This window comes from Paenibacillus intestini, assembly GCF_030803945.1.
GTDB classification, from domain to species: Bacteria; Bacillota; Bacilli; order Paenibacillales; family Paenibacillaceae; genus Paenibacillus; species Paenibacillus polysaccharolyticus.
Map to the genome: position 1 here is coordinate 15,526 of NZ_JAURUN010000018.1, position 26,525 is coordinate 42,050.

At 45.4% G+C, this 26,525-nt stretch carries 33 protein-coding genes and 1 other annotated feature; all 33 genes read right to left on the minus strand.

Annotated elements, in window-relative coordinates; all coding sequences use genetic code 11:
- Positions 1 to 90 precede the first annotated feature (90 nt).
- The 33 genes from secY to rplA all read right to left on the minus strand — a co-directional run bounded on the left by secY (position 91) and on the right by rplA (position 26,520).
- Positions 91 to 1,389: a preprotein translocase subunit SecY gene (gene secY, locus J2T16_RS27290; protein WP_090924666.1), complete on the minus strand. Its 1,299-nt coding sequence runs from the start codon at positions 1,387 to 1,389 to the stop codon at positions 91 to 93.
- Complete coding sequence (rplO, locus tag J2T16_RS27295; protein WP_090924667.1) at positions 1,389 to 1,829, minus strand: 50S ribosomal protein L15; 441 nt, start codon at positions 1,827 to 1,829, stop codon at positions 1,389 to 1,391. Before rplO ends, secY begins: the two co-directional genes overlap by 1 nt.
- A 45-nt stretch (positions 1,830 to 1,874) precedes the next feature.
- The gene (gene rpmD, locus J2T16_RS27300) at positions 1,875 to 2,060 is read right to left on the minus strand and encodes a 50S ribosomal protein L30 (RefSeq protein WP_090924668.1); all 186 of its coding nucleotides are present in this window, start codon (positions 2,058 to 2,060) and stop codon (positions 1,875 to 1,877) included.
- Between the two features lie 12 nt (positions 2,061 to 2,072).
- On the minus strand, positions 2,073 to 2,570 hold the full coding sequence (gene rpsE / locus J2T16_RS27305; RefSeq protein WP_024633574.1) for a 30S ribosomal protein S5: 498 nt from the start codon (positions 2,568 to 2,570) through the stop codon (positions 2,073 to 2,075).
- Positions 2,571 to 2,597: 27 nt separating this feature from the next.
- On the minus strand, positions 2,598 to 2,966 hold the full coding sequence (rplR, locus tag J2T16_RS27310; RefSeq protein ID WP_017692090.1) for a 50S ribosomal protein L18: 369 nt from the start codon (positions 2,964 to 2,966) through the stop codon (positions 2,598 to 2,600).
- Between the two features lie 117 nt (positions 2,967 to 3,083).
- Complete coding sequence (gene rplF, locus J2T16_RS27315) at positions 3,084 to 3,626, minus strand: 50S ribosomal protein L6 (RefSeq protein ID WP_090924669.1); 543 nt, start codon at positions 3,624 to 3,626, stop codon at positions 3,084 to 3,086.
- A 30-nt stretch (positions 3,627 to 3,656) separates the two neighbouring features.
- Positions 3,657 to 4,055, minus strand: coding sequence for a 30S ribosomal protein S8 (gene rpsH, locus J2T16_RS27320; RefSeq protein ID WP_090924670.1), 399 nt, complete (start codon positions 4,053 to 4,055; stop codon positions 3,657 to 3,659).
- Between the two features lie 32 nt (positions 4,056 to 4,087).
- Positions 4,088 to 4,273, minus strand: coding sequence for a type Z 30S ribosomal protein S14 (locus J2T16_RS27325; RefSeq protein WP_013312154.1), 186 nt, complete (start codon positions 4,271 to 4,273; stop codon positions 4,088 to 4,090).
- 74 nt (positions 4,274 to 4,347) lie between these two features.
- The gene (rplE, locus tag J2T16_RS27330) at positions 4,348 to 4,890 is read right to left on the minus strand and encodes a 50S ribosomal protein L5 (RefSeq protein WP_090924671.1); all 543 of its coding nucleotides are present in this window, start codon (positions 4,888 to 4,890) and stop codon (positions 4,348 to 4,350) included.
- Positions 4,891 to 4,922: 32 nt separating this feature from the next.
- The gene (gene rplX, locus J2T16_RS27335; protein WP_090924672.1) at positions 4,923 to 5,276 is read right to left on the minus strand and encodes a 50S ribosomal protein L24; all 354 of its coding nucleotides are present in this window, start codon (positions 5,274 to 5,276) and stop codon (positions 4,923 to 4,925) included.
- Positions 5,277 to 5,317: 41 nt separating this feature from the next.
- Positions 5,318 to 5,686, minus strand: a complete 369-nt coding sequence (gene rplN / locus J2T16_RS27340; protein WP_024633579.1) for a 50S ribosomal protein L14 — start codon at positions 5,684 to 5,686, stop codon at positions 5,318 to 5,320.
- Positions 5,687 to 5,722: 36 nt separating this feature from the next.
- Positions 5,723 to 5,989: a 30S ribosomal protein S17 gene (gene rpsQ / locus J2T16_RS27345; RefSeq protein WP_056697701.1), complete on the minus strand. Its 267-nt coding sequence runs from the start codon at positions 5,987 to 5,989 to the stop codon at positions 5,723 to 5,725.
- 48 nt (positions 5,990 to 6,037) lie between these two features.
- Positions 6,038 to 6,235: a 50S ribosomal protein L29 gene (rpmC, locus tag J2T16_RS27350; protein WP_017692083.1), complete on the minus strand. Its 198-nt coding sequence runs from the start codon at positions 6,233 to 6,235 to the stop codon at positions 6,038 to 6,040.
- Entirely contained in the window at positions 6,225 to 6,659 is a 435-nt protein-coding gene (gene rplP, locus J2T16_RS27355; RefSeq protein ID WP_076292170.1) for a 50S ribosomal protein L16, read from the minus strand. Before rplP ends, rpmC begins: the two co-directional genes overlap by 11 nt.
- A 2-nt stretch (positions 6,660 to 6,661) precedes the next feature.
- Positions 6,662 to 7,327, minus strand: coding sequence for a 30S ribosomal protein S3 (rpsC, locus tag J2T16_RS27360; protein WP_090924673.1), 666 nt, complete (start codon positions 7,325 to 7,327; stop codon positions 6,662 to 6,664).
- 15 nt (positions 7,328 to 7,342) lie between these two features.
- Positions 7,343 to 7,675, minus strand: coding sequence for a 50S ribosomal protein L22 (gene rplV, locus J2T16_RS27365; RefSeq protein WP_090924674.1), 333 nt, complete (start codon positions 7,673 to 7,675; stop codon positions 7,343 to 7,345).
- Positions 7,676 to 7,710: 35 nt separating this feature from the next.
- The gene (gene rpsS, locus J2T16_RS27370) at positions 7,711 to 7,989 is read right to left on the minus strand and encodes a 30S ribosomal protein S19 (protein WP_056697694.1); all 279 of its coding nucleotides are present in this window, start codon (positions 7,987 to 7,989) and stop codon (positions 7,711 to 7,713) included.
- Positions 7,990 to 8,060: 71 nt separating this feature from the next.
- Positions 8,061 to 8,891 (minus strand): 50S ribosomal protein L2, encoded by an 831-nt coding sequence (rplB, locus tag J2T16_RS27375; protein ID WP_076292169.1) that lies wholly within the window; start codon positions 8,889 to 8,891, stop codon positions 8,061 to 8,063.
- A gap of 31 nt (positions 8,892 to 8,922) precedes the next feature.
- Positions 8,923 to 9,213 carry a 50S ribosomal protein L23 gene (rplW, locus tag J2T16_RS27380; RefSeq protein WP_090924675.1) on the minus strand — a complete coding sequence of 97 codons (291 nt, stop codon included), beginning with the start codon at positions 9,211 to 9,213 and terminating at the stop codon, positions 8,923 to 8,925.
- Positions 9,213 to 9,836, minus strand: coding sequence for a 50S ribosomal protein L4 (rplD, locus tag J2T16_RS27385; protein WP_090924676.1), 624 nt, complete (start codon positions 9,834 to 9,836; stop codon positions 9,213 to 9,215). Before rplD ends, rplW begins: the two co-directional genes overlap by 1 nt.
- A 25-nt stretch (positions 9,837 to 9,861) precedes the next feature.
- Complete coding sequence (gene rplC, locus J2T16_RS27390) at positions 9,862 to 10,485, minus strand: 50S ribosomal protein L3 (protein ID WP_090924677.1); 624 nt, start codon at positions 10,483 to 10,485, stop codon at positions 9,862 to 9,864.
- 47 nt (positions 10,486 to 10,532) lie between these two features.
- Positions 10,533 to 10,841 carry a 30S ribosomal protein S10 gene (gene rpsJ, locus J2T16_RS27395; RefSeq protein WP_017692074.1) on the minus strand — a complete coding sequence of 103 codons (309 nt, stop codon included), beginning with the start codon at positions 10,839 to 10,841 and terminating at the stop codon, positions 10,533 to 10,535.
- Positions 10,842 to 11,272: 431 nt separating this feature from the next.
- On the minus strand, positions 11,273 to 12,463 hold the full coding sequence (gene tuf, locus J2T16_RS27400; protein ID WP_123067252.1) for an elongation factor Tu: 1,191 nt from the start codon (positions 12,461 to 12,463) through the stop codon (positions 11,273 to 11,275).
- A gap of 93 nt (positions 12,464 to 12,556) precedes the next feature.
- Positions 12,557 to 14,635: an elongation factor G gene (fusA, locus tag J2T16_RS27405; protein ID WP_336121818.1), complete on the minus strand. Its 2,079-nt coding sequence runs from the start codon at positions 14,633 to 14,635 to the stop codon at positions 12,557 to 12,559.
- Between the two features lie 48 nt (positions 14,636 to 14,683).
- Complete coding sequence (gene rpsG, locus J2T16_RS27410) at positions 14,684 to 15,154, minus strand: 30S ribosomal protein S7 (protein ID WP_056697679.1); 471 nt, start codon at positions 15,152 to 15,154, stop codon at positions 14,684 to 14,686.
- 87 nt (positions 15,155 to 15,241) lie between these two features.
- Positions 15,242 to 15,664, minus strand: coding sequence for a 30S ribosomal protein S12 (gene rpsL, locus J2T16_RS27415; protein WP_017692070.1), 423 nt, complete (start codon positions 15,662 to 15,664; stop codon positions 15,242 to 15,244).
- 150 nt (positions 15,665 to 15,814) lie between these two features.
- On the minus strand, positions 15,815 to 16,063 hold the full coding sequence (locus J2T16_RS27420) for a ribosomal L7Ae/L30e/S12e/Gadd45 family protein (RefSeq protein ID WP_090924680.1): 249 nt from the start codon (positions 16,061 to 16,063) through the stop codon (positions 15,815 to 15,817).
- A 201-nt stretch (positions 16,064 to 16,264) separates the two neighbouring features.
- Positions 16,265 to 19,879 carry a DNA-directed RNA polymerase subunit beta' gene (gene rpoC, locus J2T16_RS27425; protein WP_154892114.1) on the minus strand — a complete coding sequence of 1,205 codons (3,615 nt, stop codon included), beginning with the start codon at positions 19,877 to 19,879 and terminating at the stop codon, positions 16,265 to 16,267.
- Between the two features lie 112 nt (positions 19,880 to 19,991).
- The gene (gene rpoB / locus J2T16_RS27430; RefSeq protein WP_090924682.1) at positions 19,992 to 23,537 is read right to left on the minus strand and encodes a DNA-directed RNA polymerase subunit beta; all 3,546 of its coding nucleotides are present in this window, start codon (positions 23,535 to 23,537) and stop codon (positions 19,992 to 19,994) included.
- A 413-nt stretch (positions 23,538 to 23,950) separates the two neighbouring features.
- The gene (locus tag J2T16_RS27435) at positions 23,951 to 24,553 is read right to left on the minus strand and encodes a class I SAM-dependent methyltransferase (RefSeq protein ID WP_154892122.1); all 603 of its coding nucleotides are present in this window, start codon (positions 24,551 to 24,553) and stop codon (positions 23,951 to 23,953) included.
- Positions 24,554 to 24,651: 98 nt separating this feature from the next.
- Positions 24,652 to 25,014: a 50S ribosomal protein L7/L12 gene (gene rplL, locus J2T16_RS27440; protein ID WP_090924684.1), complete on the minus strand. Its 363-nt coding sequence runs from the start codon at positions 25,012 to 25,014 to the stop codon at positions 24,652 to 24,654.
- A gap of 71 nt (positions 25,015 to 25,085) precedes the next feature.
- Positions 25,086 to 25,589 (minus strand): 50S ribosomal protein L10, encoded by a 504-nt coding sequence (gene rplJ, locus J2T16_RS27445; RefSeq protein ID WP_123067246.1) that lies wholly within the window; start codon positions 25,587 to 25,589, stop codon positions 25,086 to 25,088.
- Between the two features lie 23 nt (positions 25,590 to 25,612).
- Positions 25,613 to 25,759: a sequence feature (ribosomal protein L10 leader region), on the minus strand.
- Between the two features lie 68 nt (positions 25,760 to 25,827).
- A complete protein-coding gene (gene rplA, locus J2T16_RS27450) occupies positions 25,828 to 26,520 on the minus strand; it encodes a 50S ribosomal protein L1 (RefSeq protein WP_090924686.1) in 693 nt (230 codons plus the stop codon).
- Positions 26,521 to 26,525: the final 5 nt, after the last annotated feature.

The window sequence follows — 26,525 nt, forward strand, 5'->3', positions numbered from 1 at the left end:
GTTATGTCACTCCCTCCAAGACTACCCTACATCAACAAACAGCACAATAGGTGCCGGCAAGTAAATCTTTACTCAACCGGAACCTATTGCCTATTTATTGATAAAACCTTTGTAGTGGCGTTTGATCAATTGGCTTTCGATTTGCTTCATCGTATCCAGCGCAACACCGATAACGATCAGGAGGGAAGTTCCTCCAATTTGCGCTGATTGAGGCAAACCAGAAAGTGCCCCTAAGAATACAGGCAGAACGGAAATGACTGCCAAGAAGATGGCTCCGGCCATTGTCAAACGAGTCATGACACGGGTCAGATATTTCTCGGTTGCTTTACCTGGGCGAATACCCGGAATGTAACCGCCGTTCTTTTTCATATTATCAGCCATCTGCTGTGGATTCATCTGTACGAACGTATAGAAGAATGTGAATCCGAAGATCATCACGACATACAGCACCATACCAAGAGGTTTGTGTGTAGTCAAGTTCTGACCGATCCACTGTGCCCAACCATGATTAGCCCAGAAGTTGGCGATAATCGTTGGGAACATCAACAGCGATGATGCGAAGATGACAGGGATAACACCAGCTGCATTAATCTTCAGCGGGATATGTGTATTCTGTCCACCGTACATTTTGTTTCCTACGACACGTTTTGCGTACTGTACAGGAATTTTCCGAATCGCCTGTTGAATGTAAATGACCCCGATGATAATCAGCACGATGACAATCGCGATGATCACACCTTTAAGAATGTTCATGAACAATTGATCAGGTTGGATGAAGTCGGACTCGATTGTTTGTTTGATAATGTTAGGCACTGTTGACAGGATACCCGCAAAGATCAAAATCGAAATTCCGTTTCCGATGCCTTTCTCGGTGATCTGCTCACCAAGCCACATCAGGAATGAAGTACCGGCCGTAAGTACAATTGCGATCAAGATATAATCTGCAAACGTAGCGTTAGGAATCATGTCTGTATTGTACAAGCGGTTGAATCCGATCGACGTACCAAACGCTTGAATCAATGCCAGCCCGATCGTTAAATAACGAGTCAGTTGTGCAGATTTCTTCTTACCTTGTTCACCTTGCTTTGCCCATTCCGCTAATTTAGGAATAACGTCCATGGAAAGCAACTGTACTATGATAGACGCAGTGATGTAAGGAACGATCCCGAGAGCAAATATAGAGAACTGGAACAGTGCTCCACCCGAGAACGTATTGAGAAGTCCAAAAACTTCTTTACCCGCAGAATTTGTCGCTTCGAACACATCTTTGTTAACGCCCGGAACGGGGACAAAGGAGCCGATGCGGTAAATGATCAGTACAAAAAGGGTAAATAATACCCTTTTGCGCAGATCCTCAACCCGCCAGATATTCTTTAGGGTCTTGAACATTAAATCACCTCGGTTGTACCGCCGGCAGCTTCAATTTTCTCCACCGCAGATTGAGAAAACTTGTTAGCTTTAACAGTCAGCTTCACAGTGACTTCACCGTTACCCAGGACTTTGATTCCGGATTTAGCGTTTTTAACAACGCCGTTCGTCATCAAGAATTCTGGAGTTACTTCAGTACCCGCAGGCAAACTATTCAGGTCTTCGATATTAACAACTGCATATTCTTTGCGAGTTGGGTTTACGAAACCGCGTTTTGGCAAGCGACGATACAATGGATTTTGTCCACCTTCGAAGCCTGGACGAACACCACCGCCCGAACGAGCGTTTTGTCCTTTATGACCGCGACCTGATGTTTTACCTGTACCACTACTTGGACCGCGACCAACACGTTTGCGTTCTTTACGCGATCCAGGAGATGGTGAAAGCTCATGTAACTTCATCGTTCGTTGCACCTCCTTAAAGATTTGTGGGTGTATACCCGTATATTAAGCTTCTACTTCTTTTACAGCTACCAAGTGACTTACTTTGTTAATCATACCACGGATGGCAGGATTATCGTTTTGGATCACTTTGCTGTTGATTTTGCGCAATCCCAATGTTTTCACAGTTGTTCTTTGCGTCTCCGGACGTCCGATCAAGCTACGGACGAGGGTAATTTCTAATTTAGCCATGAGAATTCCCTCCTAACCCAGAAGCTCTTCGACGGATTTTCCGCGCAGTTTAGCCACGTCTTCAGCACGCTTCAAACGGGACAAACCTTCCAAAGTCGCATTGACCATGTTCATGGAATTCGAAGAACCCAGAGATTTTGTCAAAATGTCACCTACACCAGCAAGTTCGAGAACCGCACGTACAGGACCACCAGCGATAACACCAGTACCTTCAGATGCTGGTTTCAACAGAACGCGTCCTGCGCCGAACTTACCTGTTACCAAGTGAGGAATCGAAGTTCCTACGAGTGGAACGTGTACAAGGTTTTTCTTAGCATCTTCAATACCTTTGCGAATTGCATCAGGTACTTCGCCCGCTTTACCGATACCCGCTCCAACCCAGCCGTTGCCGTCGCCGACTACAACCAGTGCGCTAAAGCTGAAACGGCGTCCGCCTTTTACTACTTTAGCTACGCGATTAATGTTTACTACTCTTTCAGACAGTTCCAAAGTATTCGGATCTACACGCAAGTCGTTAACCTCCTTTTGAAAAATATCTTAAAACTCAAGTCCTGCTTCACGAGCCGCTTCAGCCAATGCTGCGATACGACCATGATACAGATATCCGCTACGGTCAAATACGATATTGGAAACACCTTTATCTTTTGCACGTTTAGCAACGAGTTCGCCAACTTTACGAGCAGATTCAACAGATGCACCATTTTTGATGTCAGTGCTCAATTCTTTGTCTACAGTAGACGCGGAAGCGATTGTTACACCAGCTACATCATCGATGATTTGAGCGTACATATGTTTACCAGAACGGAAAACGTTCAAACGAGGACGTGCAGCCGTTCCTTGGATTTTCTTACGAACACGAAGGTGTCTTTTCAGACGAGCCTTGTTTTTATCTGGTTTCGTAATCATCTCAGGGATTCACTCCTTTCAGGTTACCTCGCTGGCTTCAAAGCAGAAGCCACGGGGTATATTAGAAACACACGAAGCAAGCAAGCCGAAAGCCGCGAAAAGGCGGTAAGAGAAATCTTATTTCTTCTTACCGGCTTTACCTTCCTTACGGATGATACGCTCGCCTTCATATTTAATACCTTTACCTTTGTACGGCTCAGGTTCACGAACGGAACGAATTTTAGCAGCGTAAGCACCTACGCGCTCTTTATCGATACCGCGAACAATGATTTTCGTATTCGAAGGTACTTCGAATTCGATTCCCGCTTCCGGTGTGATTTCAACCGGGTGAGAGTAACCAACGTTCAGAACGATTTTATCTCCGGATTTGCTTGCACGATATCCGACCCCAACCAACTCCAGAGATTTAGCGAATCCTTCAGTTACGCCACTCACCATGTTGCTGACAACGCTACGTGTTGTGCCGTGTAAAGAACGGTGAGTTTTGTTATCGGAAGGACGCACAACTGTAATTTCGTTGTTTTCAACTGTAACCTTCATGTCTTTGTGAAGTTCACGAGTCAAAGTTCCTTTAGGTCCTTTTACCGTGATAACGGTATTGTCCAAAGTGATGTCTACACCACTTGGTACTGTAATTGGTTTGCGACCAATACGAGACATATGTTGCACCTCCTATCTTGTGACGTTATATTACCAAACGTAGCAGACGACTTCTCCGCCGGATTTCGATTGACGAGCTTCTTTGTCCGTCATAACACCTTTGGATGTCGAGATAATCGCGATTCCAAGGCCGCCAAGTACGCGAGGTACTTCATTGCTTTTCGTGTAAACACGAAGACCTGGTTTACTGATTCTTTTCAGACCAGTGATAACGCGCTCGTTATTTTGACCGTATTTCAAGAAAACACGGATAATCCCTTGTTTGTTATCTTCGATATATTCAGCGTCACGGATGAAACCTTCACGCTTCAGGATATCGGCGATTTGTTTTTTCATTGTCGAAGCAGGCATTTCTACCGTTTCGTGACGAACTGTGTTCGCGTTACGAATACGAGTAAGCATATCTGCAATTGGATCAGACATAGTCATTGTGAGTTAACCTCCTTCCCGTTCAGGACTTTTTACCAGCTTGCTTTTTTCACGCCAGGGATCTGGCCTTTATAAGCTAATTCACGGAAGCAAATTCTGCAAATTTTGAACTTTTGCAGTACCGAATGTGGACGACCACAACGCTCGCAGCGTGTATAAGCACGTACTTTAAACTTTGGTGTACGTTGTTGTTTAACTTTCATCGAAGTTTTTGCCACTTTAGCCTGACACCTCCTAAATAATTTCGGAGAAAAGGGAGTCTTTCCAGACACCCGGAACGTTTATGCCAACATTATTTAACGAAAGGCATTCCCATTTGCGTAAGCAATTCACGGGACTCTTCGTCTGTTTTCGCCGTTGTTACGATGACAATATCCATACCGCGGACTTTGTCTACTTTATCATACTCGATCTCTGGGAAGATCAATTGCTCTTTCAGACCCAGAGTGTAGTTACCACGACCATCGAACGCTTTGCTCGATACACCGCGGAAGTCACGTACACGTGGAAGTGTTACGTTGAACAATTTATCGAGGAAGTAGTACATACGCTCGCCGCGCAATGTTACTTTCACACCGATAGGCATGTTCTCACGCAGTTTGAATCCTGCGATTGATTTTTTCGCACGAGTGATTACAGGTTTTTGACCTGCGATCAGTTGCAAATCGTTTACTGCGGAATCCAACACTTTGGAGTTTTGGACAGCGTCGCCCACACCCATGTTGATAACGATTTTCTCGATTTTCGGCACTTGCATTACCGTTGTATAGTTAAACTTCTGCATCAAAGCAGGAGCGATTTCTTGCAGGTAACGTTCTTTCATTCTTGATGCCATGAATCATAGCCCTCCTTTCTCATTCGGTTCAATTAGTCGATAATTTCTCCGGAACGTTTTGCAACGCGCACTTTTTTACCGTTATCCAAAACTTTGTAACCGATACGGGTTACTTTTCCGCTCTTTGGATCGATGTGCATCACGTTGGAAACGTGAATCGGAGCTTCCTTCTCGATAATGCCGCCTTGCGGGTTTTGCTGGTTAGGCTTCTGGTGTTTTTTCACCATGTTAACACCTTCCACAAGGACGCGGTTTTCACGAGGATAAGCAGCGATGACACGGCCTTTTTTACCTTTGTCTTTACCGCTGATCACCATAACCGTATCTTCCTTTTTAACGTGAAGTTTGTTGTTATGGGATTCCAGAACTTTTTTCACTCTTGGCATTTCGTACACCTCCTGTTTCTAAACATCACGAGCTTAATCTATTAGATAACCTCTGGGGCCAAGGAAACGATTTTCATGAAATCTTTCTCGCGAAGTTCACGAGCAACAGGTCCGAAAATACGTGTTCCACGTGGGCTTCTGTCGTCTTTTACAACAACAGCTGCATTTTCATCAAAACCGATGTAGGAACCGTCTTTACGACGTACAGAACGCTTCGTACGAACGACAACCGCTCTAACTACATCACCTTTTTTGACAACGCCGCCTGGTGTTGCTTGTTTTACAGAACAAACGATCAGATCACCGATTTGAGCTGTACGACGTCCCGTACCGCCGAGTACGCGGATACACATCAGTTCCTTCGCACCGGAGTTGTCGGCTACAGTCAAACGTGTAAATGGTTGAATCATTTAGTATTCCTCCTTCCAGCTATGCTGATCATGCAATTAGATGATAACCGCTTTTTCAACGACTTCAGTAAGTCTCCAGCGTTTATCTTTCGAAAGCGGACGAGTCTCCATGATTTTCACCGTGTCACCGATTTTCGCAGTGTTTTCTTCGTCATGCGCTTTGAACTTTTTAGTAACCTTAATGCGTTTATGATACAATTTGTGGTTTTTGTAGGTTTCTACAGCAACAACAATCGTTTTGTCCATTTTATCACTGACAACTTTACCAGTTTGAACTTTACGTGCATTACGTTCTTCGCTCATTGTTGGCCTCCTTCCTGATTACGGACGGAATGTATATCCGACCTCTAATTAACCGATTCCCAATTCTCTTTCACGGATGATCGTTTTAGCACGAGCTATTTCTTTACGCACATCACGGATACGAGTCGGGTTATCCAGCTGACCGGTAGCAAGTTGAAAGCGGAGGTTAAAGAGTTCTTCTTTAAATCCGGCAATCTTTTGCTCGATTTCAGCAGAGGTTAGGTTGCGAAATTCACTAGCTTTCATTTGCTTCACCACCCAATTCTTCACGTTTCACGAACTTCGTTTTGATTGGCAGTTTGTGAGCGGCAAGACGCATCGCTTCGCGTGCAATATCCTCCGGTACACCAGCAAGTTCAAACATGATCTTACCTGGTTTCACTACTGCAACCCATTTTTCTACGTTACCTTTACCGCTACCCATCCGAACCTCGAGAGGCTTTTGAGTGATTGGTTTGTCAGGGAAAATTTTAATCCAGACTTTACCACCACGTTTGATGTAACGAGTCATCGCAATACGAGCCGCTTCGATTTGACGGTTCGTAATCCAAGCCGGTTCCGTAGCTTGCAGACCATATTCGCCAAAGTTCAGCGTAGTTCCGCCTTTTGCTTGGCCTTTCATATGTCCACGTTGTTGCTTACGGTGTTTTACACGTTTTGGTACCAACATGATTAGTTGCCTCCTTCCTTAGCAGCTTGTTTCTTAGCCGTAGGAAGAACCTCTCCACGATAGATCCATACTTTTACGCCGATACGTCCGTAAGTAGTATGAGCCTCTGCAGTACCATAGTCAATGTCAGCACGCAGTGTGTGCAGTGGAACAGTTCCTTCGCTGTAGCCTTCAGAACGTGCAATCTCAGCACCGCCAAGACGTCCGCCTACTTGAGTTTTAATACCTTTAGCACCAGAGCGCATAGTTCTTTGAATAGCTTGTTTCAGAGCACGACGGAAAGAAACACGACGTTCCAATTGTTGTGCAATGCTTTCTGCTACCAGGATCGCGTCCAGGTCTTGGTTCTTAATTTCAGAGATGTTGATGTGTACTTTTTTACCGCCAGCAATCTTCGTAATTTGGTTACGAAGATTCTCAACTTCAGATCCACCTTTACCGATTACCATACCTGGTTTCGCTGTGTGAATCGTTACGTTTACACGGTTAGCCGCTCTCTCGATCTCAACACGAGACATAGCGGAGTCTTTCAATTTATTTTTCAGGAATTCACGAATTTTCACGTCTTCCATCAAAAGATCGCCGAAGTCTTTGCCTGCATACCACTTAGATTCCCAGTCACGGATAACTCCGACACGAAGTCCGACTGGATTTACCTTTTGGCCCACACGTTTTCCCTCCTTCTACTTTTCAGATACCACCAAAGTAATGTGGCTAGTACGTTTGTTAATACGACTTGCACGTCCCATTGCACGAGGGCGGAAACGTTTCATCGTTGGTCCTTGGTTTACGTAAGCTTGCGAGATCACCAAGTTATTAACATCCAAAGAATAATTATGTTCCGCATTCGCAATAGCGGAGTTAAGCAACTTCTCAACAACTGGAGAAGCGGATTTCGGAGTGTGACGGAGAATGGCAACCGCCTCACCTACTTGCTTGCCGCGAATCAAGTCAACAACGAGTTGAACTTTACGAGGAGCAATCCGGATAAACTTAGCATGTGCTTTTGCTTCCATTGTGTAACCTCCTCTCAAACATTAGAGATGTTCATTTATCTTCTTGTTTTCTTGTCATCATCAGTATGGCCTTTGTACGTACGGGTTGGAGCGAACTCACCCAGTTTGTGTCCAACCATGTCCTCAGTTACATACACTGGCACGTGTTTACGACCGTCGTAAACGCCAAATGTGTGTCCGATGAATTGTGGGAAAATTGTAGAGCGACGGGACCAGGTTTTGATAACGTTCTTCTTGCCTGATGCTTCCATCTCTTCTACCTTCTTGAGCATGTAGCCATCAATGAATGGCCCTTTTTTCAAACTGCGACTCATGTGGAGATCCTCCCTTCAAACATAGCTTTTATGCATCCGTAGATGCCTCACGAAGTTATGCACAGTGTGTATTACTTCGTGCGGCGACGGATGATGTATTTATCAGAAGCTTTATTTTTCTTACGCGTTTTGTAACCAAGAGTAGGTTTACCCCATGGTGACATTGGCGATTTACGTCCGATTGGAGCACGACCTTCACCACCACCGTGAGGGTGATCGTTAGGGTTCATTACCACACCACGAACCTCAGGACGTTGACCCAACCAACGGCTACGACCGGCTTTACCGATTTTGATAAGCTCGTGGTCTTGGTTACCAACGGATCCGATTGTTGCGCGGCAAACTTTCAAAATACGACGAACTTCTCCGGAAGAGAGACGAACGGAAACGTATTTTTCTTCTTTACCAAGCAATTGAGCTTCTGTACCAGCAGCACGAACCAATTGTCCGCCTTTACCTGGTTTCAACTCGATGTTGTGGATAACGGTACCTACTGGAATGTTTTCAAGTGGCAGTGCGTTACCAATTTTGATATCTGCGTCAGGACCAGAGAATACTTGATCTCCAACTTTCAGACCTTTAGGAGCGATGATGTAACGTTTCTCACCATCAGCATAGTGAATCAATGCAATGTTGGAAGTACGGTTCGGGTCATACTCGATTGTAGCAACGCGGCCCGGTATTCCATCTTTAGTACGTTTGAAGTCGATGATACGGTATTTACGTTTGTGTCCACCACCGTGGTGACGAACTGTAATTTTACCTTGGTTGTTGCGGCCTGCTTGTTTGCTCAATGGGGCCAACAACGATTTCTCCGGCTTATCTGTGGTAATTTCCTCAAATGTAGAAACGGACATGTTCCGTCTTGCCGGGGATGTTGGTTTATACTTTTTGATTGGCACTAGTTTTCCCTCCTTACTTCAAAGATTTCAATTATACAGTTTCAAAGAACTCAAGCGATTTGCTGTCTTGCGTCAGTGTTACAAACGCTTTTTTCCATTCGCTTGTATATCCGGAATAACGTCCGTACCGTTTCGGTTTAGCTGGAACACGAAGTGTGTTCACGTTTTTCACTTTTACGCCGAAAATAGCTTCTACCGCTTTTTTGATCTCGGTTTTGTTTGCACGGATATCGACTTCAAATACATATTTCAAGTCGTTCATCATGTCGGCAGTACGTTCCGTAATAATCGGACGTTTTACAATATCACGAGGATCTTTCATTACGCGAGCACCTCCTCTACCTTCTGAACTGCTTCTTTCGTAATGATCAGTTTGTCGTGCGAAAGCACGTCAAGAACATTAATACCATCAGCAGCTACGAATTTCACGCCCGGAATATTCCGTGCAGAAAGAGCTACATTATCATCATAGCTAGGAGCTACAATCAAAGCTTTGCGACCTACTTTGAGATTGTTCAAAATAGCTGCAAACTCTTTTGTTTTTGGTGAGCTCAACGCGAGAGCATCCAAAACGATAATGTCATTGTCTTGAACTTTGGATGAAAGAGCAGACTTGATCGCCAGACGGCGAACTTTCTTAGGCAGTTTGTACGCATAGCTCCGTGGTGTCGGACCAAATACGATACCGCCGCCTTTCCATTGTGGAGAACGAATCGAACCTTGACGAGCGCGACCTGTACCTTTTTGTTTCCAAGGTTTACGTCCACCGCCACGTACTTCAGAACGTCCTTTTACTTTGTGGGTACCTTGACGAAGAGAAGCGCGTTGCATAAGAACTGCATCGTACAGAACGTGTTGATTCGGCTCAATACCGAATACCGCATCATTCAGTTCAACTTCACCTACTTGGCTACCATCTACATTGTAAACTGATACTTTTGGCATTTTGTGTTCCTCCTTTCTTCAGTGGTTATTTTTTCACCGTTTCTTTGACTCTTACAAGGCTGTTCTTCGGTCCAGGAATAGAACCTTTTACGAGGATTACATTACGCTCAGCGTCTACTTTAACAACTTCAAGACGTTGAATTGTAACAGTATCATGTCCCATATGCCCTGGCAGGCGTTTGCCTTTAGGAACGCGGTTAGCTTGGATCGAACCCATCGAACCTGGGCCACGGTGATAACGCGAACCGTGTGACATAGGTCCAGTGCTTTGGCCCCAACGTTTGATAACGCCGGCAAAACCTTTACCTTTAGAAATACCTGTTACGTCAACGAACTCGCCTTCAGCGAAAATGTCAGCTTTCAATTCTTGGCCAACTTCATATTCCGCGATGTTAATGCCGCGAAGCTCACGAACGTAGCGCTTAGGTGCAGTATTCGCTTTTTTAGCGTGTCCTGCTTCTGGCTTGTTAGCATTTTTCTCTTTCTTATCGGCAAAACCGATTTGAACTGCTTCGTAGCCATCGTTTTCAATATCTTTCTTTTGCAAAACAACACAAGGACCTGCTTCGATAACCGTTACTGGAACTACGTTACCTTCAGCGGTAAACACTTGAGTCATTCCAAGTTTTTTTCCTAAGATACCTTTCATGTTGACACCTCTTTTCCTTTATACGTGGTCTTGTTTGTTGCTATATATTACAATTTAATTTCGATATCTACACCGGACGGCAGATCCAAGCGCATCAAGGCATCCACAGTTTGTGGAGTCGGGTTAACGATATCGATCAAACGCTTATGAGTGCGTTGTTCGAATTGCTCCCGAGAATCCTTGTACTTGTGCACCGCACGAAGAATAGTAATGATTTGTTTTTCAGTAGGAAGCGGAATCGGACCGGATACACCTGCACCCGAACGTTTTGCTGTTTCAACGATTTTCTCCGCGGATTGATCAAGAATTCTGTGGTCGTAAGCTTTCAAACGAATACGAATTTTTTGCTTTGCCATTTTAGTCCCTCCTTCTATCGCCCAATTTTTTATCGGACATACTCCGTGAAAATTTTCTAGCCACTCTCCCATGGCAAAGGGGCCGGGTGTGCCAGTAACCTCTCACATCATCGCAACGTCACAAGAACAACATTCATTATTATATAGAAAAGATGGGCGTATTGCAAGCATATTTAAAAAAAACATTTAAACTAGTCTTTTCAAAAGAATTGACTCCGTTTAGTACAATGTTTTTCCTAATACCCAAGCTGCCTAACCTATCAATCTATAAGATGAATTTGTTCATTAAGATGACGCAGGTTCCGAAACGTTGACATAATAAAAGAGTTCTTTATCCGATGTCGGATAAAGAACTCTTCCGAAGCTTCGTTACAATACAATGTTACTCGTTCCAGTACACTGTTGCTTATGCTCATTTGGCGAGTGCCAAATTATTTTTGAATTGATGCTACGGAACCTGCACCAACTGTACGTCCACCTTCACGAATAGAGAACTTAGTTCCTTCTTCGATCGCGATTGGAGAGATCAGTTGAACAGTAACCGTGATGTTGTCACCAGGCATTACCATTTCAGTACCTTCTGGCAAGTTGATGATACCAGTTACGTCAGTTGTACGGAAGTAGAACTGTGGACGGTATCCAGTGAAGAAAGGCTTGTGACGGCCACCCTCTTCTTTAGTCAAAACGTAGATTTGTGCAGTGAATTCTGTGTGTGGTTTAACAGATGCTGGTTTAGCAAGTACTTGACCACGCTCGATTTGAGTACGATCAACACCACGCAGCAATGCACCGATGTTGTCGCCCGCTTGTGCGGAATCCAACAATTTACGGAACATCTCAACGCCTGTAACTACGGATTTTTTAGTTTCTTCAGTAATACCAACGATTTCGATCTCTTCGCCGACTTTAACAGTACCACGCTCTACACGACCTGTAGCAACGGTACCACGACCAGTGATGGAGAATACGTCCTCGACAGGCATCAAGAAAGGCTTGTCAGTTTGACGCTCAGGCAGTGGGATGTAAGTGTCGATTTCTTTGAACATCTCAACGATTTTTTGAGCCCACTCACCATCAGGGTTTTGCAGAGCTTCACGAGCGGAACCACGAGTGATTGGAGTGTCATCACCTGGGAACTCATATTCGTTAAGAAGGTCGCGAACTTCCATCTCAACCAATTCCAACAACTCTTCGTCTTCAACCATGTCACATTTGTTCAAGAAAACAACAATGTAAGGTACGCCTACTTGACGGGAGAGCAAGATGTGCTCACGAGTTTGTGGCATTGGGCCGTCAGCTGCGGATACTACCAAGATAGCTCCGTCCATTTGTGCCGCGCCAGTGATCATGTTTTTAACATAGTCGGCGTGACCTGGGCAGTCTACGTGTGCGTAGTGACGAGTGTCAGTTTCGTACTCAACGTGTGATGTCGAGATTGTGATACCGCGCTCGCGCTCTTCTGGAGCTTTATCAATTTGATCGAAAGCAATTGCTGCACCACCGTAAGTTTTGGACAATACAGTTGTGATTGCAGCAGTCAGAGTTGTTTTACCATGATCGACGTGACCAATAGTACCAATGTTAACGTGCGGTTTATTACGTTCGTATTTAGCCTTTGCCATTTGAACGTGGCCTCCTTAAAAATTATAATTTTATGTTTCACTGAATGCAGTGCTTCAAATCAGGTTCAAGCACAAACATTCAGTGTGAGAAAACTACTCGGTGCCTTTTGTTTTGGCAACGATCTCTTCAGCAATGCTCTTAGGAACTTCTTCATAGTGAGAAAGCTCCATGGAGAACACGCCGCGTCCTTGAGTACCGGAACGAAGAGTTGTAGAGTAACCAAACATCTCAGAGAGAGGTACCTTAGCACGAATGATTTGAGCTCCACTACGGGAATCCATACCTTCAATGCGGCCACGACGGGAATTCAACATACCCATTACGTCACCCATGTACTCTTCCGGAACAGTTACTTCTACTTTCATGATAGGCTCAAGTAGTACCGGTTTACATTTGTCTTTTGCTGCTTTCAGTGCCATAGATCCGGCAATTTTAAATGCCATCTCGTTGGAATCGACATCATGGTAAGATCCGTCTACAATTGTAGCCTTAACGTCTACAAGCGGGAAGCCTGCAATTACGCCGTTTTTCATTTGCTCTTCAATCCCTGACAATGCAGGTTGAATGTATTCTCTCGGAACCGATCCACCGACAACCTTACTTTCGAACTGGCTGCCTGTACCCGGCTCGAGAGGTTCGAATTCAACCCATACGTGACCGTATTGACCACGACCACCGGATTGACGTACGAATTTACCTTCAACGCGCGCTGGAGCACGGAATGTTTCGCGGTAAGCTACTTGTGGTTTACCCACAGTAGTTTCAACCTTGAACTCACGACGCATACGGTCGATGATGATATCAAGGTGAAGCTCACCCATACCTGCCAAGATTGTTTGGCCTGTTTCTTCGTCAGTATGAGCGCGAAGAGTTGGATCCTCTTCCGTCAACTTACCGAGAGCCACACCCATTTTATCTTGGTCAGCTTTGGTTTTAGGTTCAACAGCGATTTCGATTACCGGATCAGGGAAGTTCATGGATTCCAGGATAACCGGGTGTTTCTCATCACATAGTGTATCACCTGTACCTGTATCTTTCAAACCAACAGCTGCTGCGATATCACCGGAGTAAACTTCAGTGATTTCTTGACGGCTGTTTGCGTGCATTTGAAGGATACGACCGATACGCTCACGTTTGTTTTTAGTGGCATTCAATACATAAGAACCGGATTGAAGCACGCCGGAGTATACGCGGAAGAATGTCAATTTACCAACGTAAGGGTCAGTCATGATTTTAAATGCCAAAGCGGAGAACGGCTCTTCATCAGAAGACTTACGAACTGCTTCCGTTCCATCTTCAAGATGACCAGTGATTGATGGTACATCTGTAGGAGCTGGCAAGTAATCGATAACAGCATCCAACATCAGTTGAACACCTTTGTTACGGTATGAGGATCCACAGATAACTGGGAAGATCTTAACATCTACGACACCTTTACGGAGAGCGGATTTGATCTCATCAATAGTGATTTCTTCGCCTTCCAGGTATTTCATTGTCAATTCTTCGTCAAGTTCTGCAACACGCTCAATCAATTCGTTGCGAAGTTCTTCAACCTGCTCAACGAATTCCGCAGGAATATCGGTTTCTTCAATATCTTGTCCCAGGTCATCTTTGTACATATGAGCCCGTTGAGCAACGATATCAATGATACCTTTGAAATCATTTTCAGCACCGATTGGAAGTTGAATCGCAACAGCGTTCGCTTGAAGGCGATCACGCATGTCAGATACAACGTTCAAGAAGTCAGCACCGATGATATCCATTTTGTTTACATATGCGATACGAGGTACGCCGTACTTATCAGCCTGTCTCCATACAGTTTCAGACTGAGGCTCGACGCCTTCTTTCGCACTGAATACACCTACTGCTCCGTCCAATACACGAAGGGAACGTTCAACTTCAACAGTGAAGTCAACGTGTCCCGGGGTATCAATGATATTTACGCGGTGACTTTTCCAAGCAGCGGTAGTCGCAGCGGAGGTAATCGTAATTCCGCGCTCCTGTTCCTGTTCCATCCAGTCCATTGTCGCAGCGCCTTCGTGAACTTCACCGATTTTGTGCGTACGTCCTGTGTAAAACAGGATCCGCTCAGTTGTCGTGGTTTTACCCGCATCAATATGAGCCATGATCCCGATATTACGTGTATTTTTCAAGGAGAACTCTCTAGCCATGAAATGGGTCTCCCTTCAAAATTGAAGTTTATTTTTGTGAACTGAATCCTACCAACGGTAGTGAGCAAACGCTTTGTTCGCTTCAGCCATTTTGTGCGTATCTTCACGTTTCTTAACGGAAGCGCCTGTGTTGTTGGAAGCGTCGATGATCTCAGCCGCCAAACGCTCTTCCATTGTTTTCTCACCGCGGTTGCGGGAGTAGTTCACGAGCCAACGTAAACCCAAAGCAGTACGTCTCTCTGGTTTTACCTCGATTGGTACTTGGTAGTTGGCACCGCCGACACGGCGAGCTTTAACTTCCAGGACTGGCATGATATTTTTGATTGCTGTCTCAAATACTTCCATCGGGTCATTACCCGTGCGTTCTTGGATCAACTTGAACGCATTATACAGAATGCTTTGAGCAACACCGCGTTTTCCGTCGAGCATGATGCGGTTGATCAAACGAGTAACCAACTTGGAGTTGTATACCGGATCTGGCAACACGTCTCTTTTCGTAACTGGACCTTTGCGTGGCATGGATATCCCCCTTTCTTTCTTGTTCAGCAGTCCCTGTACCTTCCAGACCTAAGCCAGAAGGCTTTCAGGCAATCTGCTTATCGTAATTTAGGCTTTTTTAGCTTTTGGACGTTTAGCACCGTATTTAGAACGAGCTTGCATACGGTTGTTCACGCCTGCAGTATCGAGAGCTCCACGAACGATGTGATAACGAACCCCTGCAAGGTCTTTTACTTTACCTCCGCGGATCAATACCACACTGTGCTCTTGAAGGTTATGTCCGATTCCCGGGATATAAGCAGTTACCTCGAGACGGTTCGTCAAACGAACACGGGCATATTTACGAAGTGCAGAGTTCGGTTTACGTGGAGTCATTGTACCTACACGAGTGCAGACACCACGTTTTTGTGGGGCACTGATGTTAGTGGATTCACGTTTCAAAGCGTTGAACCCTTTTTGCAAAGCTGGTGATTTTGACTTCTCAACTTTTGCTTGACGTCCTTTACGAACCAGTTGGTTAATAGTTGGCATGTGATTGCCACCCCCTTCCTCAATTATTCATGTTTCTTTACAAACCTTTATCTAAGCCCACAGACCCAGGCGGTTCATAAAAAGACAAATGAAAAGTTTTTGCCTTGGAGAATCCTTAAATGTTCTCGGACAAAAACGTTCCTTACTGTATCATTTTACGACAGCAGCCATCGCTGCTCCCACTCCAATCCCGCACGCTTTGCCGAGATTTTTCATTGTGTCCACTTTCGTGTACTTCACATTGTGTTGTTCACACAAAGCAATGATTTTGGAAGTGAGCTGCGGATCACTATCTTCTGCGACATAGACTTCTGAAGCCATTCCTGTCTGCACTGTCCGCATGGTCTGTTTGGTACCAATCTTGACATGAGCATCTTGCAAGCCTTTTTCATTAGACATCATACATTCCTCCGAATAGGACCAATTACAATCAGCTGCCCACGCACCTTTGATATATTAGCATCTAGCGCAAGCATTGTCAATGCTATTCCAAAAAGTTTTTATAAAGTTTGTGTACATCAGGATTCGTCCGCTTGGATATTACAAACGTCGCTTCCTGACATACACATTCTTTAATTCCTCAGAACGAGGAAATCTATATTAGTCTACCGAAACTGGCTCCAGTTCTTCTACAGAAGATTGGCCATCTTCAGGCTCAGCAAATTTGATACTGCGGTAACGGTTCATACCCGTACCAGCAGGGATCAGCTTACCGATGATAACATTTTCCTTCAGACCGAGCAACTGATCCACTTTACCTTTGATCGCTGCATCCGTCAGTACACGTGTTGTCTCTTGGAACGATGCCGCAGAGAGGAAGGAGTCTGTTTCAAGGGATGCTTTTGTAATACCGAGCAAGATTGGTTTTGCAACCGCTGGCTCTTTATCACTCAGAATCGCAATTTTGTTCGCTCTTTCGTACTCATGCGTATCTACAAATGATCCCGGCAACAATGTTGTATCTCCCGCATCAACGATACGGATTTTACGTAACATTTGACGGATCATAACTTCAACGTGTTTGTCATTGATTTCTACGCCTTGGTTACGGTATACGCGCTGTACTTCCTGCAAAATGTAGTTCTGTACGCCACGTACGCCTTTGATGCGTAGCATTTCTTTCGGGTCGATAGAACCGTCTGTCAACTCGTCACCCGCTTCAATTTCCATACCTTCGCTTACGCGAACACGGGAACCGTAAGTAACAGAGTATACTTTGGATTCTGCTTCACCTTGAATTTCGATTTCACGACGGTCTTTCGCTTCGCGAATCTCTTTAACTACACCGTCAATCTCACTGATTGTTGCTTGACCTTTAGGATTACGGGCCTCAAACAACTCCTGGATACGAGGCAAACCTTGCGTGATGTCGTCTCCGGCTACACCACCGGTATGGAACGTACGCATTGTAAGCTGTGTTCCTGGCTCACCAATGGATTGTGCGGCAATGATACCAACCGCTTCACCAATCTCCACGTGTTTACCTGTCGCAAGGTTGCGACCGTAACACTTCTTGCAGACACCATGACTTGCACGGCAGCTGAGAACGGAACGGATTTGCAATTTGGTTACGCCAGCTTTGATAATCGCTTCTGCTTTGTCAGAGTCGATCAACTCATTGCGGCCAGCGATAATTTCTTTTGTTTCCGGATGACGAACAGTTTCGAAGCAGTATCTGCCTTCAATACGGTCGTAGAGATCTTCGATGACCTCTTTACCATCCTGGATACGACTAACCGTAAAGCCTTTATCTGTACCACAATCGTCTTCACGCACAATTACGTCTTGGGCTACATCTACGAGACGACGAGTCAGGTAACCTGAGTCGGCTGTACGCAGGGCTGTATCCGCGAGACCTTTACGCGCACCGTGAGTGGAAATAAAGTACTCGAGTACTGTCAGACCTTCACGGAAGTTCGATTTGATTGGGAGTTCGATAATACGACCAGACGGGTTGGCCATCAGACCACGCATACCACCCAATTGAGTGATTTGCGATTTGTTACCCCGTGCTTTTGAGTCAACCATCATCATGATTGAGTTATAACGATCCATGGATTTCATCAAAATATCCGTGATGTCATCTTTGGATTTTGACCAGATATCAATGATACGGTCATAGCGCTCTTCATTCGTAATCAAACCACGACGATACTGGTTCGTAACGATCTGAGCTTTATCTTCGGACTGTCTGAGAATTTCGAATTTCTCAGGTGGAACGACAACATCGGACACGGCTACGGTAATACCCGCACGCGTCGAATACGTGAATCCAAGTTGTTTAATTTTATCCAAAATAACCGCAGTTTCGGTTGTATGATAAATTTCAAAACAACGAGCGATGATGGAACCAAGGTATTCTTTGCCGACACCGCCAGCTTGAGGAGCATTCATAATTGCCTCTCTCAAGTCAGTACCTTTCTCATAAACAAATGAATGATCGGCTGTACCTTGATACAGGTTCGCACGAGTCGCATCATTGATATAAGGGAAGGTTGCCGGGAAAATTTCATTAAAGATAATTTTACCGATCGTAGTCAGCAACATACCTTTTTGTTGCTCTTCCGTGAAGCTTGTTTTACCAAGCGCCTTAACTGGAATAGCTACACGTGCATGCAGTCCGGCAGTACCCCGTTGGTATGCAGATACAGCCTCATTGACTGTACGCAGAACCATACCTGTACCCTTCTCTTCTTTGTTGTCCATCGTCAGATAGTACGAACCAAGAACCATATCCTGGGAAGGAGTTACAACCGGTTTACCGTCTTTCGGGTTCAAAATGTTACCTGATGCAAGCATCAAGATACGCGCTTCCGCTTGAGCTTCAGCAGACAATGGAACGTGCACGGCCATTTGGTCACCGTCAAAGTCGGCATTGTATGCCGTACATACGAGTGGATGAAGACGAATTGCTTTACCTTCAACCAAAATCGGTTCAAACGCCTGAATACCGAGGCGGTGAAGCGTAGGGGCACGGTTCAATAGAACCGGATGCTCCTTAATGACTTCTTCAAGAACATCCCATACTTCAGGACTTACACGCTCAACTTTACGTTTTGCGCTCTTGATGTTGTGGGCAAGCCCTTTATTCACAAGCTCTTTCATCACAAAAGGCTTGAATAGCTCCAGTGCCATATCTTTAGGCAGACCGCACTGATACATTTTCAGGTAAGGTCCGACAACGATAACGGAACGGCCGGAGTAGTCAACACGTTTACCGAGCAAGTTCTGACGGAAACGACCTTGTTTACCTTTCAGCATGTGGCTGAGGGATTTCAAAGGACGGTTACCCGGACCTGTAACAGGACGCCCACGACGACCGTTATCGATCAAGGCGTCAACTGCTTCTTGCAGCATCCGCTTTTCATTTTGCACGATGATATCTGGCGCGCCCAGGTCAAGCAGACGTTTCAGACGGTTGTTCCGGTTAATTACACGGCGATACAAGTCATTCAAGTCAGACGTAGCAAAACGTCCACCATCCAGTTGTACCATCGGACGAAGTTCCGGCGGAATGACAGGAAGTACATCCATGATCATCCACTCTGGATTGTTACCAGAGTTACGGAATGCTTCAATCACTTCCAAACGTTTGATTGCACGGTTACGACGTTGTCCTTGTGCAGTGCGAAGCTCTTCCTTCAGGAATTCAAGCTCTTTCTCTACATCAAGGTCTTGAAGCAATTTTTTAACTGCTTCTGCACCCATGCCGGCTTGGAATCCGTATCCGTATTTTTCACGGTAGCTGCGATATTCCTTCTCGGACAACAGCTGTTTTTTCTCCAGCGGAGTTTCTCCTGGATCAGTTACTACATATGATGCAAAATAAATGATCTCTTCGAGAGATCTTGGAGACATATCCAGTGCGAGACCCATGCGGCTCGGAATACCTTTGAAGTACCAGATATGCGATACCGGAGCAGCAAGCTCAATATGGCCCATCCGTTCACGACGGACTTTCGCACGTGTTACTTCAACGCCACAGCGATCACAGACAACGCCTTTATAACGAACGCGTTTGTATTTACCGCAATGACATTCCCAGTCTTTTGTAGGGCCAAAAATCTTTTCGCAGAACAGCCCTTCTTTTTCCGGTTTCAACGTACGATAGTTGATCGTTTCCGGTTTTTTCACTTCTCCGCGGGACCAAGAACGAATTTTCTCTGGGGAAGCAAGCCCGATCTTCATGTATTCGAAATTGTTGACGTCCAACAAGGAGCAACCCTCCTTAACCAATTCCTGTATTCTAGGTTACGCCTGCCCCGGCTGTAGCCGGAGCATGACGTGAGCCTGATGAAAAACGCCGGTCATCATGCGCCCGAAGCGATTATTCCGCTCCGACCTCTGTACCCTCAAGGTTGAGGCTGAGCTTATCGCTCGCAGCGTCATCTTCATCGTCCATTTCTTTCATTTCAATCTCTTGCTCATCTTCACTCAAAATCTTAACGTCCATACCCAAGCTTTGCAGCTCTTTGATCAATACTTTGAACGACTCAGGAACACCTGGTTCCGGTACATTCTCGCCTTTGACAATGGACTCATACGTTTTCACCCGACCAACAACGTCATCGGATTTAACCGTCAAGATTTCTTGTAGAGTATAAGCGGCACCATAAGCCTCAAGCGCCCAAACTTCCATCTCCCCGAAGCGCTGTCCACCAAATTGGGCTTTACCACCCAGCGGCTGTTGCGTAACGAGTGAGTAAGGACCTGTGGAACGGGCATGGATTTTATCGTCAACCATGTGCGCCAGTTTGATCATGTGCATGACACCAACGGTAACTTCACGTTCAAACTCTTCACCAGTACGACCATCATACAGCACGGTTTTACCATTACGTTGCATACCTGCTTCTTCCATTGTATCGAAGACGTCATACTCTTTCGCCCCGTCGAATACAGGTGTTGCTACGTGGATACCAAGTTGCATTGCCGCCATACCCAAGTGAACTTCAAGCACTTGACCGATGTTCATACGCGAAGGTACGCCCAGCGGGTTAAGAACGATTTGAACCGGTGTACCGTCTGGCAGGAAAGGCATATCCTCTTCCGGCAAGATGCGGGCCACGACCCCTTTGTTACCATGACGTCCGGCCATTTTATCACCCTCGGAAATTTTCCGTTTTTGAGCAATATAAACACGAACGAGTTGGTTCACACCTGGTGGCAGTTCATCTCCGTTTTCACGGGTAAATACTTTCACGTCAACCACGATACCATCGGTACCGTGAGGTACACGCAGAGATGTATCACGCACTTCACGTGCTTTTTCACCAAAGATTGCATGCAAGAGACGTTCTTCTGCAGTCAGCTCTGTTACCCCTTTTGGTGTAACTTTACCAACGAGAATGTCGCCAGCAGCAATTTCAGCACCAATGCGGATAATACCGCGCTCATCCAGATTACGCAGCGCTTCTTCCCCAACGTTAGGGATATCACGTGTGATCTCTTCAGGTCCGAGCTTCGTATCACGAGCTTCCGACTCATATTCCTCGATATGGATGGATGTATATACATCTTCCTTAACGAGTTTTTCGCTGAGTAGGATCGCATCCTCATAGTTGTAACCTTCCCATGTCATGAAGGCAACGACTACGTTGCGTCCAAGAGCAAGTTCACCCATTTCCGTCGAAGGACCATCAGCAAGGATGTCGCCAGCTTTAACAGCAGCGCCTCTTTTTACGATCGGACGTTGGTTGATGCATGTTCCTTGGTTCGAACGCATAAATTTGTGTAATTTATATTTAACGATATCGCCTTTGACTTCTTGACCGTCAACCTCTTCTACACGACGAAGCCAGATCTCGTTCGCAGAGGAACGTTCAATAATTCCGTCGTAATCGGCAACAATACATACACCGGAGTCTTTCGCAGCTTTGTGTTCCATACCCGTTCCTACAAGCGGAGCTTTAGGAATCAAGAGTGGAACCGCCTGCCGTTGCATGTTTGATCCCATCAGGGCACGGTTGGAGTCATCGTTCTCAAGGAACGGAATGAGCGCTGTAGCTACCGATACAACCTGCTTAGGAGATACGTCCATGTAGTCCACTCGTTCACTCGGCATCGTAAGGATGTTATCCGACTGTTTGTTGTAACGTACAATGATCGCATCTTCTGCAAAAGTGCTATCTTCGTTCAGCTTCGCATTCGCCTGAGCGATAACATAGTTGTCCTCTTCGTCTGCTGTCAGATAATCAATCTGCTCAGTGACAACACCAGTCTTCGGATCAACCCAACGATATGGAGCTTCAATGAAGCCATATTCGTTCACACGCGCAAACGTCGACAAGGAGTTGATCAAACCAATGTTTGGTCCCTCTGGTGTCTCGATCGGACACATCCGTCCATAGTGGGATGGATGGACGTCACGGACTTCCATGCCGGCACGTTCACGAGTCAAACCGCCCGGTCCGAGTGCGGACAGACGACGTTTATGCGTCAACTCGCCCAGTGGGTTCGTTTGATCCATAAACTGTGACAATTGGGAGCTACCGAAGAACTCTTTAATCGATGCGATGACCGGACGGATGTTGATCAATGCCTGTGGTGTAATGACATTCGCATCCTGGATGGACATTCTTTCACGAACCACACGCTCCATACGGGACAAACCGATACGGAACTGGTTTTGCAAAAGTTCACCCACAGAACGCAGACGACGGTTACCCAGGTGATCGATATCATCCGTGCTTCCAATGCCATGCAACAAATTCAGGAAGTAACTGATGGATGAAATGATATCCGCTGGCGTGATGTTTTTCACGGACTTGTCAATGTCGCCATTGGCAATTAGCTTAACCACTTTACCATCTTCAATTGGTGAAAACACATCAATCGTTTGCATCGGGATATCATTGGCATCCAAAACACCGTTCCCCACATGATATGTGCGGAATCCAACGCTTTTCTCCAGGTGAGGCATGATTTCGTCGAGCAAACGACGGTCAACCATCTGACCTGCTTCTGCAATAATTTCGCCTGTTTCAGCGTCGATCAAAGATTCAGCCAAACGCTGATTAAACAAACGGTTTTTGATGTGAAGTTTTTTGTTGATTTTGTAACGACCTACGTTTGCAAGGTCGTAACGTTTTGGATCAAAGAAACGAGCAACGAGCAAGCTTTTCGCGTTATCCAGCGTTGGTGGCTCGCCTGGACGAAGGCGCTCATAGATCTCAATGAGAGCTTTCTCGGTGGAATCCGTGTTGTCTTTGTCCAGAGTATTACGGATATATTCGTCATTACCAAGCAAATCCAGAATCTCAGCGTCTGTGCCAAAACCAAGGGAACGCAGGAGAACCGTAACCGGAATTTTACGCGTACGGTCGATCCGGACATAAACAACATCCTTCGCGTCCATCTCCAGCTCCAGCCAAGCGCCGCGATTAGGAATTACTGTAGCGGTATACGTTTTTTTCGCGTTCTTATCTACTTTGGTACTGAAGTAAACGCTAGGAGAGCGAACCAACTGGCTGACAATAACCCGTTCAGCACCATTAATAATAAATGTGCCGGTGCTGGTCATCAGCGGGAAATCTCCCATGAATACTTCCTGCTCTTTGACTTCTCCGGTTTCCTTATTAATGAGCCGGACTTTCACCCGAAGTGGTGCTGCATAAGTAACGTCGCGTTCTTTCGCGTCGTCTACTGTATACTTCGGTTCTCCGAGACTGTAATCGATAAATTCCAAAATCAAGTTACCTGTAAAATCCTGGATCGGCGAGATATCTTGGAACATTTCGCGCAACCCTTCCTCCAAAAACCAATCATACGATTTCTGTTGGATTTCAATCAGGTTCGGAACTTCGAGTATCTCGTTAATTCGTGCATAACTGCGCCGAGTGCGTCGACCATATTGAACAAGATGTCCTGCCAACTTAAACTCACCCCTCAATGTCTACTCACTTTAAAAATTTCGTTGCGAACCTCTGTTTGTAACCTTATAATGGTACACATACAGAGCAAAGCAATGCACCCGCAAATAAAGAAAAGCCCTTATTCGAAATGTCGTTCGATAAAAGAGCAACTTTGATCGGCGGATGTCTTTCCAAATCATTCTTATCCCCAGTTTGCCCAAAATGTACATATTATACGCCAAACATAGGCATAATAAGCCCGGTTCGGCGTAAAAAAAGGTTGACATTTTTAGTTAGCTAAAGCCAAGTAGGGCATCTTAATACTGACATTTTACAACTATACCACGCCTTGAATTTCAAGTCAATAGTCCTATTGCAAAAAAAATGATCCCCTGCTTACTTTACAAATTCGAATGAACCTCTCACAGTTCCTCTACTCTTCTTTCACCGCTTTGAAGATTCGGTAGCCTTTATCCTTCGTCACTTCTTCCACTCGTGTAAACAACGATTCCAACTTCGCTTTCGCAGAAGGTGCTCCTTGTTTCTTTTGAATGACAATCCATAACGCTCCGCCTACCTTCAAATGGTCATACGCCTGCTCGAAAATCGTGTGAACCGTTTCTTTGCCAGCTCGAATCGGAGGATTAGTCAAGATTACGTCGAAATCCCGCTTCTTTACTTCAGTCAGTAGATTACTCTGCAATACAGTAACATTGGCAATGCCATTCCCTTTGGCATTTTCTTTGGAAAGCTCAACCGCTCTTTCATTGATATCGATCATGGTGACATGCCCATCCGGTACAAGTTTTGCTGCTGTAAGCCCGATTGGCCCGTAACCACATCCCACATCGAGAACATGAGCGCCTGACGGCAGTTCCATCGCATCTATTAACACTCTGCTGCCATAATCGATTCCATTCTTGGAAAAAACACCAGCATCCGTCACAAGTCGCAGACTTATTCCGCGAAGTACCGCTTCCGCAGCCTTGCGATCATGTGCCACTTGTGGTTTGTCCGAATAATAATGATTGGACATGCCCTCACTCACTTTCCATAGTTACATTTACAGCAACAAACCCCTTGATATAAGTCAAGGGGTTTGTTGTTTTGTTCATTCAGCTTGGATAAGCTAAATTATTTAACTTCGATTGTAGCGCCAGCTTCTTCAAGCTTAGCTTTGATTGTTTCTGCTTCTTCTTTAGAAACTTTTTCTTTCAATGCTTTTGGAGCGTTGTCAACTACTTCTTTAGCTTCTTTCAAGCCAAGACCAGTGATTTCACGAACCGCTTTGATAACGTTGATTTTGGAAGCGCCAGCGCTTGCCAAGATTACGTCGAACTCGGATTGCTCAGCTTCAGCCGCAGCCGCGCCGCCACCTACAGCAGCTACTGGAGCTGCAGCAGTTACGCCGAATTCTTCTTCGATTGCTTTAACAAGATCGTTCAGTTCCAGTACAGTCATGCCTTTGATTGCTTCCAAGATTTGCTCTTTACTCATGATTGAACCTCCATATATAATTTTATTTTTTTGTATTTCATTACTGCTAGGCAGTATTCAGATCAAGTAGCTTACGCGCCTTGTTCTTCTTTGTCTGCAACAGCTTTAACCGCAAGCGCGAAGTTGCGCACTGGCGCTTGAAGCACGCTGAGGAGCATGGAGAGGAGACCTTCGCGTGATGGCAGTTCTGCCAACGCTTTAACTTCTTCTTCTCCAATTACGCGACCTTCTACGACAGCACCTTTCAATTTCAGTGCATCGTTCTTTTTCGCGAAGTCGTTCAGAATTTTGGCTGGAGCTACAGCATCTTCTCCGCTGAATGCAATCGCAGTAGGACCTGTCAGAACGCTATCGAGTTCTGTCAATTCTGCTGCTGCAGTTGCACGGCGAAGCAATGTGTTTTTCAGCACTTGGAATTCGATTCCGGCTTCACGAAGCTGCTTGCGCAGTTCAGTAGCTTGGGCAACGTTCAATCCGCGGTAGTCAACAACAACTGTTGTCACGCTTTCGCGCAATTTTGCTGTTACAACATCAACGGACTCTTGTTTTGCTTGAATCACTTTTGCGTTTGCCAATCTGTACACCTCCTGATCAAATTTATCCCATTAAGAAAAGCCTCCGTAGAATCACGAAGGCTTGATATATACTCGCATCCGATTTGCATCGTTCAAGTTGTATAATCACACCTCGGTAGGAAATTAAGCCATATGGCACCTACTGTCTACGGCAAGCATATTCAAATGTCAACGGTCAGTCACTCGGACTCACAACTTTTATAGAATATCAGAACAGGGCGAACCTGTCAAGAATATTTTATCTAAAAGCTGCTGCGTTCACGCGTGCACCAGGGCCCATCGTAGAAGAAAGACTTACGTTCTTCAGATAAACACCTTTAGCTGCCGCCGGTTTAGCACGGTTCAGAGCATCCATGAGAGCTTTGAGGTTCTCATTCAATTGCTCGGAAGAGAAAGAAGCTTTACCGATCGGTGCATGAATTTGACCTGCACGATCCAGACGATATTCGATTTTACCGGCTTTGATTTCTTGAACAGCCTTAGTTACATCGAAAGTTACCGTTCCGGCTTTAGGGTTAGGCATCAGACCTTTACCGCCGAGCAGACGGCCCAATTTACCTACTTCACTCATCATATCCGGTGTCGCTACGCAGACGTCGAATTCGAACCAGCCTTGTTGGATTTTGTTGATCATGTCTGCATCACCAACATAGTCCGCGCCAGCCGCTTCCGCTTCTTTCGCTTTGTCACCTTTTGCAAATACCAATACGCGTTGTGTTTTACCTGTACCGTGTGGCAAGACAACAACACCACGTACTGCCTGGTCTTGCTTACGAGGGTCTACGCCCAAACGAACTGCTGCTTCGATAGTTTCATCGAATTTTGCAGTAGCTGCCTTTTTCACAAGCTCTACAGCTTCTGAAGGCTCGTAAGTTGCTTCGCTGTCGATCAGCTTAGCAGCTTCCAGGTATTTTTTACCGTGTTTAGCCATGTTAT

Coding starts and splice junctions, on each gene's coding strand:
- rpsS (WP_056697694.1), bottom strand. CDS start 7,989: ATGAGTCGCAGTTTGAAAAAAGGGCCATTCATTGATGGCTACATGCTC.
- secY (WP_090924666.1), bottom strand. CDS start 1,389: ATGTTCAAGACCCTAAAGAATATCTGGCGGGTTGAGGATCTGCGCAAA.
- rplC (WP_090924677.1), bottom strand. CDS start 10,485: ATGAAAGGTATCTTAGGAAAAAAACTTGGAATGACTCAAGTGTTTACC.
- rplN (WP_024633579.1), bottom strand. CDS start 5,686: ATGATTCAACCATTTACACGTTTGACTGTAGCCGACAACTCCGGTGCG.
- rplL (WP_090924684.1), bottom strand. CDS start 25,014: ATGAGTAAAGAGCAAATCTTGGAAGCAATCAAAGGCATGACTGTACTG.
- rplF (WP_090924669.1), bottom strand. CDS start 3,626: ATGTCTCGTATTGGTCGCAAACCAATTACAGTACCAAGTGGTGTAGAC.
- rpmC (WP_017692083.1), bottom strand. CDS start 6,235: ATGAAAGCTAGTGAATTTCGCAACCTAACCTCTGCTGAAATCGAGCAA.
- rplO (WP_090924667.1), bottom strand. CDS start 1,829: ATGAAGTTACATGAGCTTTCACCATCTCCTGGATCGCGTAAAGAACGC.
- rplV (WP_090924674.1), bottom strand. CDS start 7,675: ATGGAAGCAAAAGCACATGCTAAGTTTATCCGGATTGCTCCTCGTAAA.
- J2T16_RS27420 (WP_090924680.1), bottom strand. CDS start 16,063: ATGTCTAATGAAAAAGGCTTGCAAGATGCTCATGTCAAGATTGGTACC.
- rpsQ (WP_056697701.1), bottom strand. CDS start 5,989: ATGAGCGAAGAACGTAATGCACGTAAAGTTCAAACTGGTAAAGTTGTC.
- rplD (WP_090924676.1), bottom strand. CDS start 9,836: ATGCCAAAAGTATCAGTTTACAATGTAGATGGTAGCCAAGTAGGTGAA.
- rpsJ (WP_017692074.1), bottom strand. CDS start 10,841: ATGGCAAAGCAAAAAATTCGTATTCGTTTGAAAGCTTACGACCACAGA.
- rpsH (WP_090924670.1), bottom strand. CDS start 4,055: ATGACTATGTCTGATCCAATTGCAGATATGCTTACTCGTATTCGTAAC.
- rplX (WP_090924672.1), bottom strand. CDS start 5,276: ATGCCAAGAGTGAAAAAAGTTCTGGAATCCCATAACAACAAACTTCAC.
- tuf (WP_123067252.1), bottom strand. CDS start 12,463: ATGGCAAAGGCTAAATACGAACGTAATAAACCGCACGTTAACATTGGT.
- rpsG (WP_056697679.1), bottom strand. CDS start 15,154: ATGCCACGCAAAGGTCCAGTTACGAAAAGAGACGTGTTGCCAGATCCG.
- rplE (WP_090924671.1), bottom strand. CDS start 4,890: ATGGCATCAAGAATGAAAGAACGTTACCTGCAAGAAATCGCTCCTGCT.
- rplP (WP_076292170.1), bottom strand. CDS start 6,659: ATGTTGGTACCAAAACGTGTAAAACACCGTAAGCAACAACGTGGACAT.
- rpsL (WP_017692070.1), bottom strand. CDS start 15,664: ATGCCAACTATTAACCAACTGGTTCGTAAAGGACGTCAAGCAAAAGTT.
- fusA (WP_336121818.1), bottom strand. CDS start 14,635: ATGGCTAGAGAGTTCTCCTTGAAAAATACACGTAATATCGGGATCATG.
- rpmD (WP_090924668.1), bottom strand. CDS start 2,060: ATGGCTAAATTAGAAATTACCCTCGTCCGTAGCTTGATCGGACGTCCG.
- rplR (WP_017692090.1), bottom strand. CDS start 2,966: ATGATTACGAAACCAGATAAAAACAAGGCTCGTCTGAAAAGACACCTT.
- J2T16_RS27435 (WP_154892122.1), bottom strand. CDS start 24,553: ATGTCCAATCATTATTATTCGGACAAACCACAAGTGGCACATGATCGC.
- rplW (WP_090924675.1), bottom strand. CDS start 9,213: ATGAAAGATCCTCGTGATATTGTAAAACGTCCGATTATTACGGAACGT.
- rplA (WP_090924686.1), bottom strand. CDS start 26,520: ATGGCTAAACACGGTAAAAAATACCTGGAAGCTGCTAAGCTGATCGAC.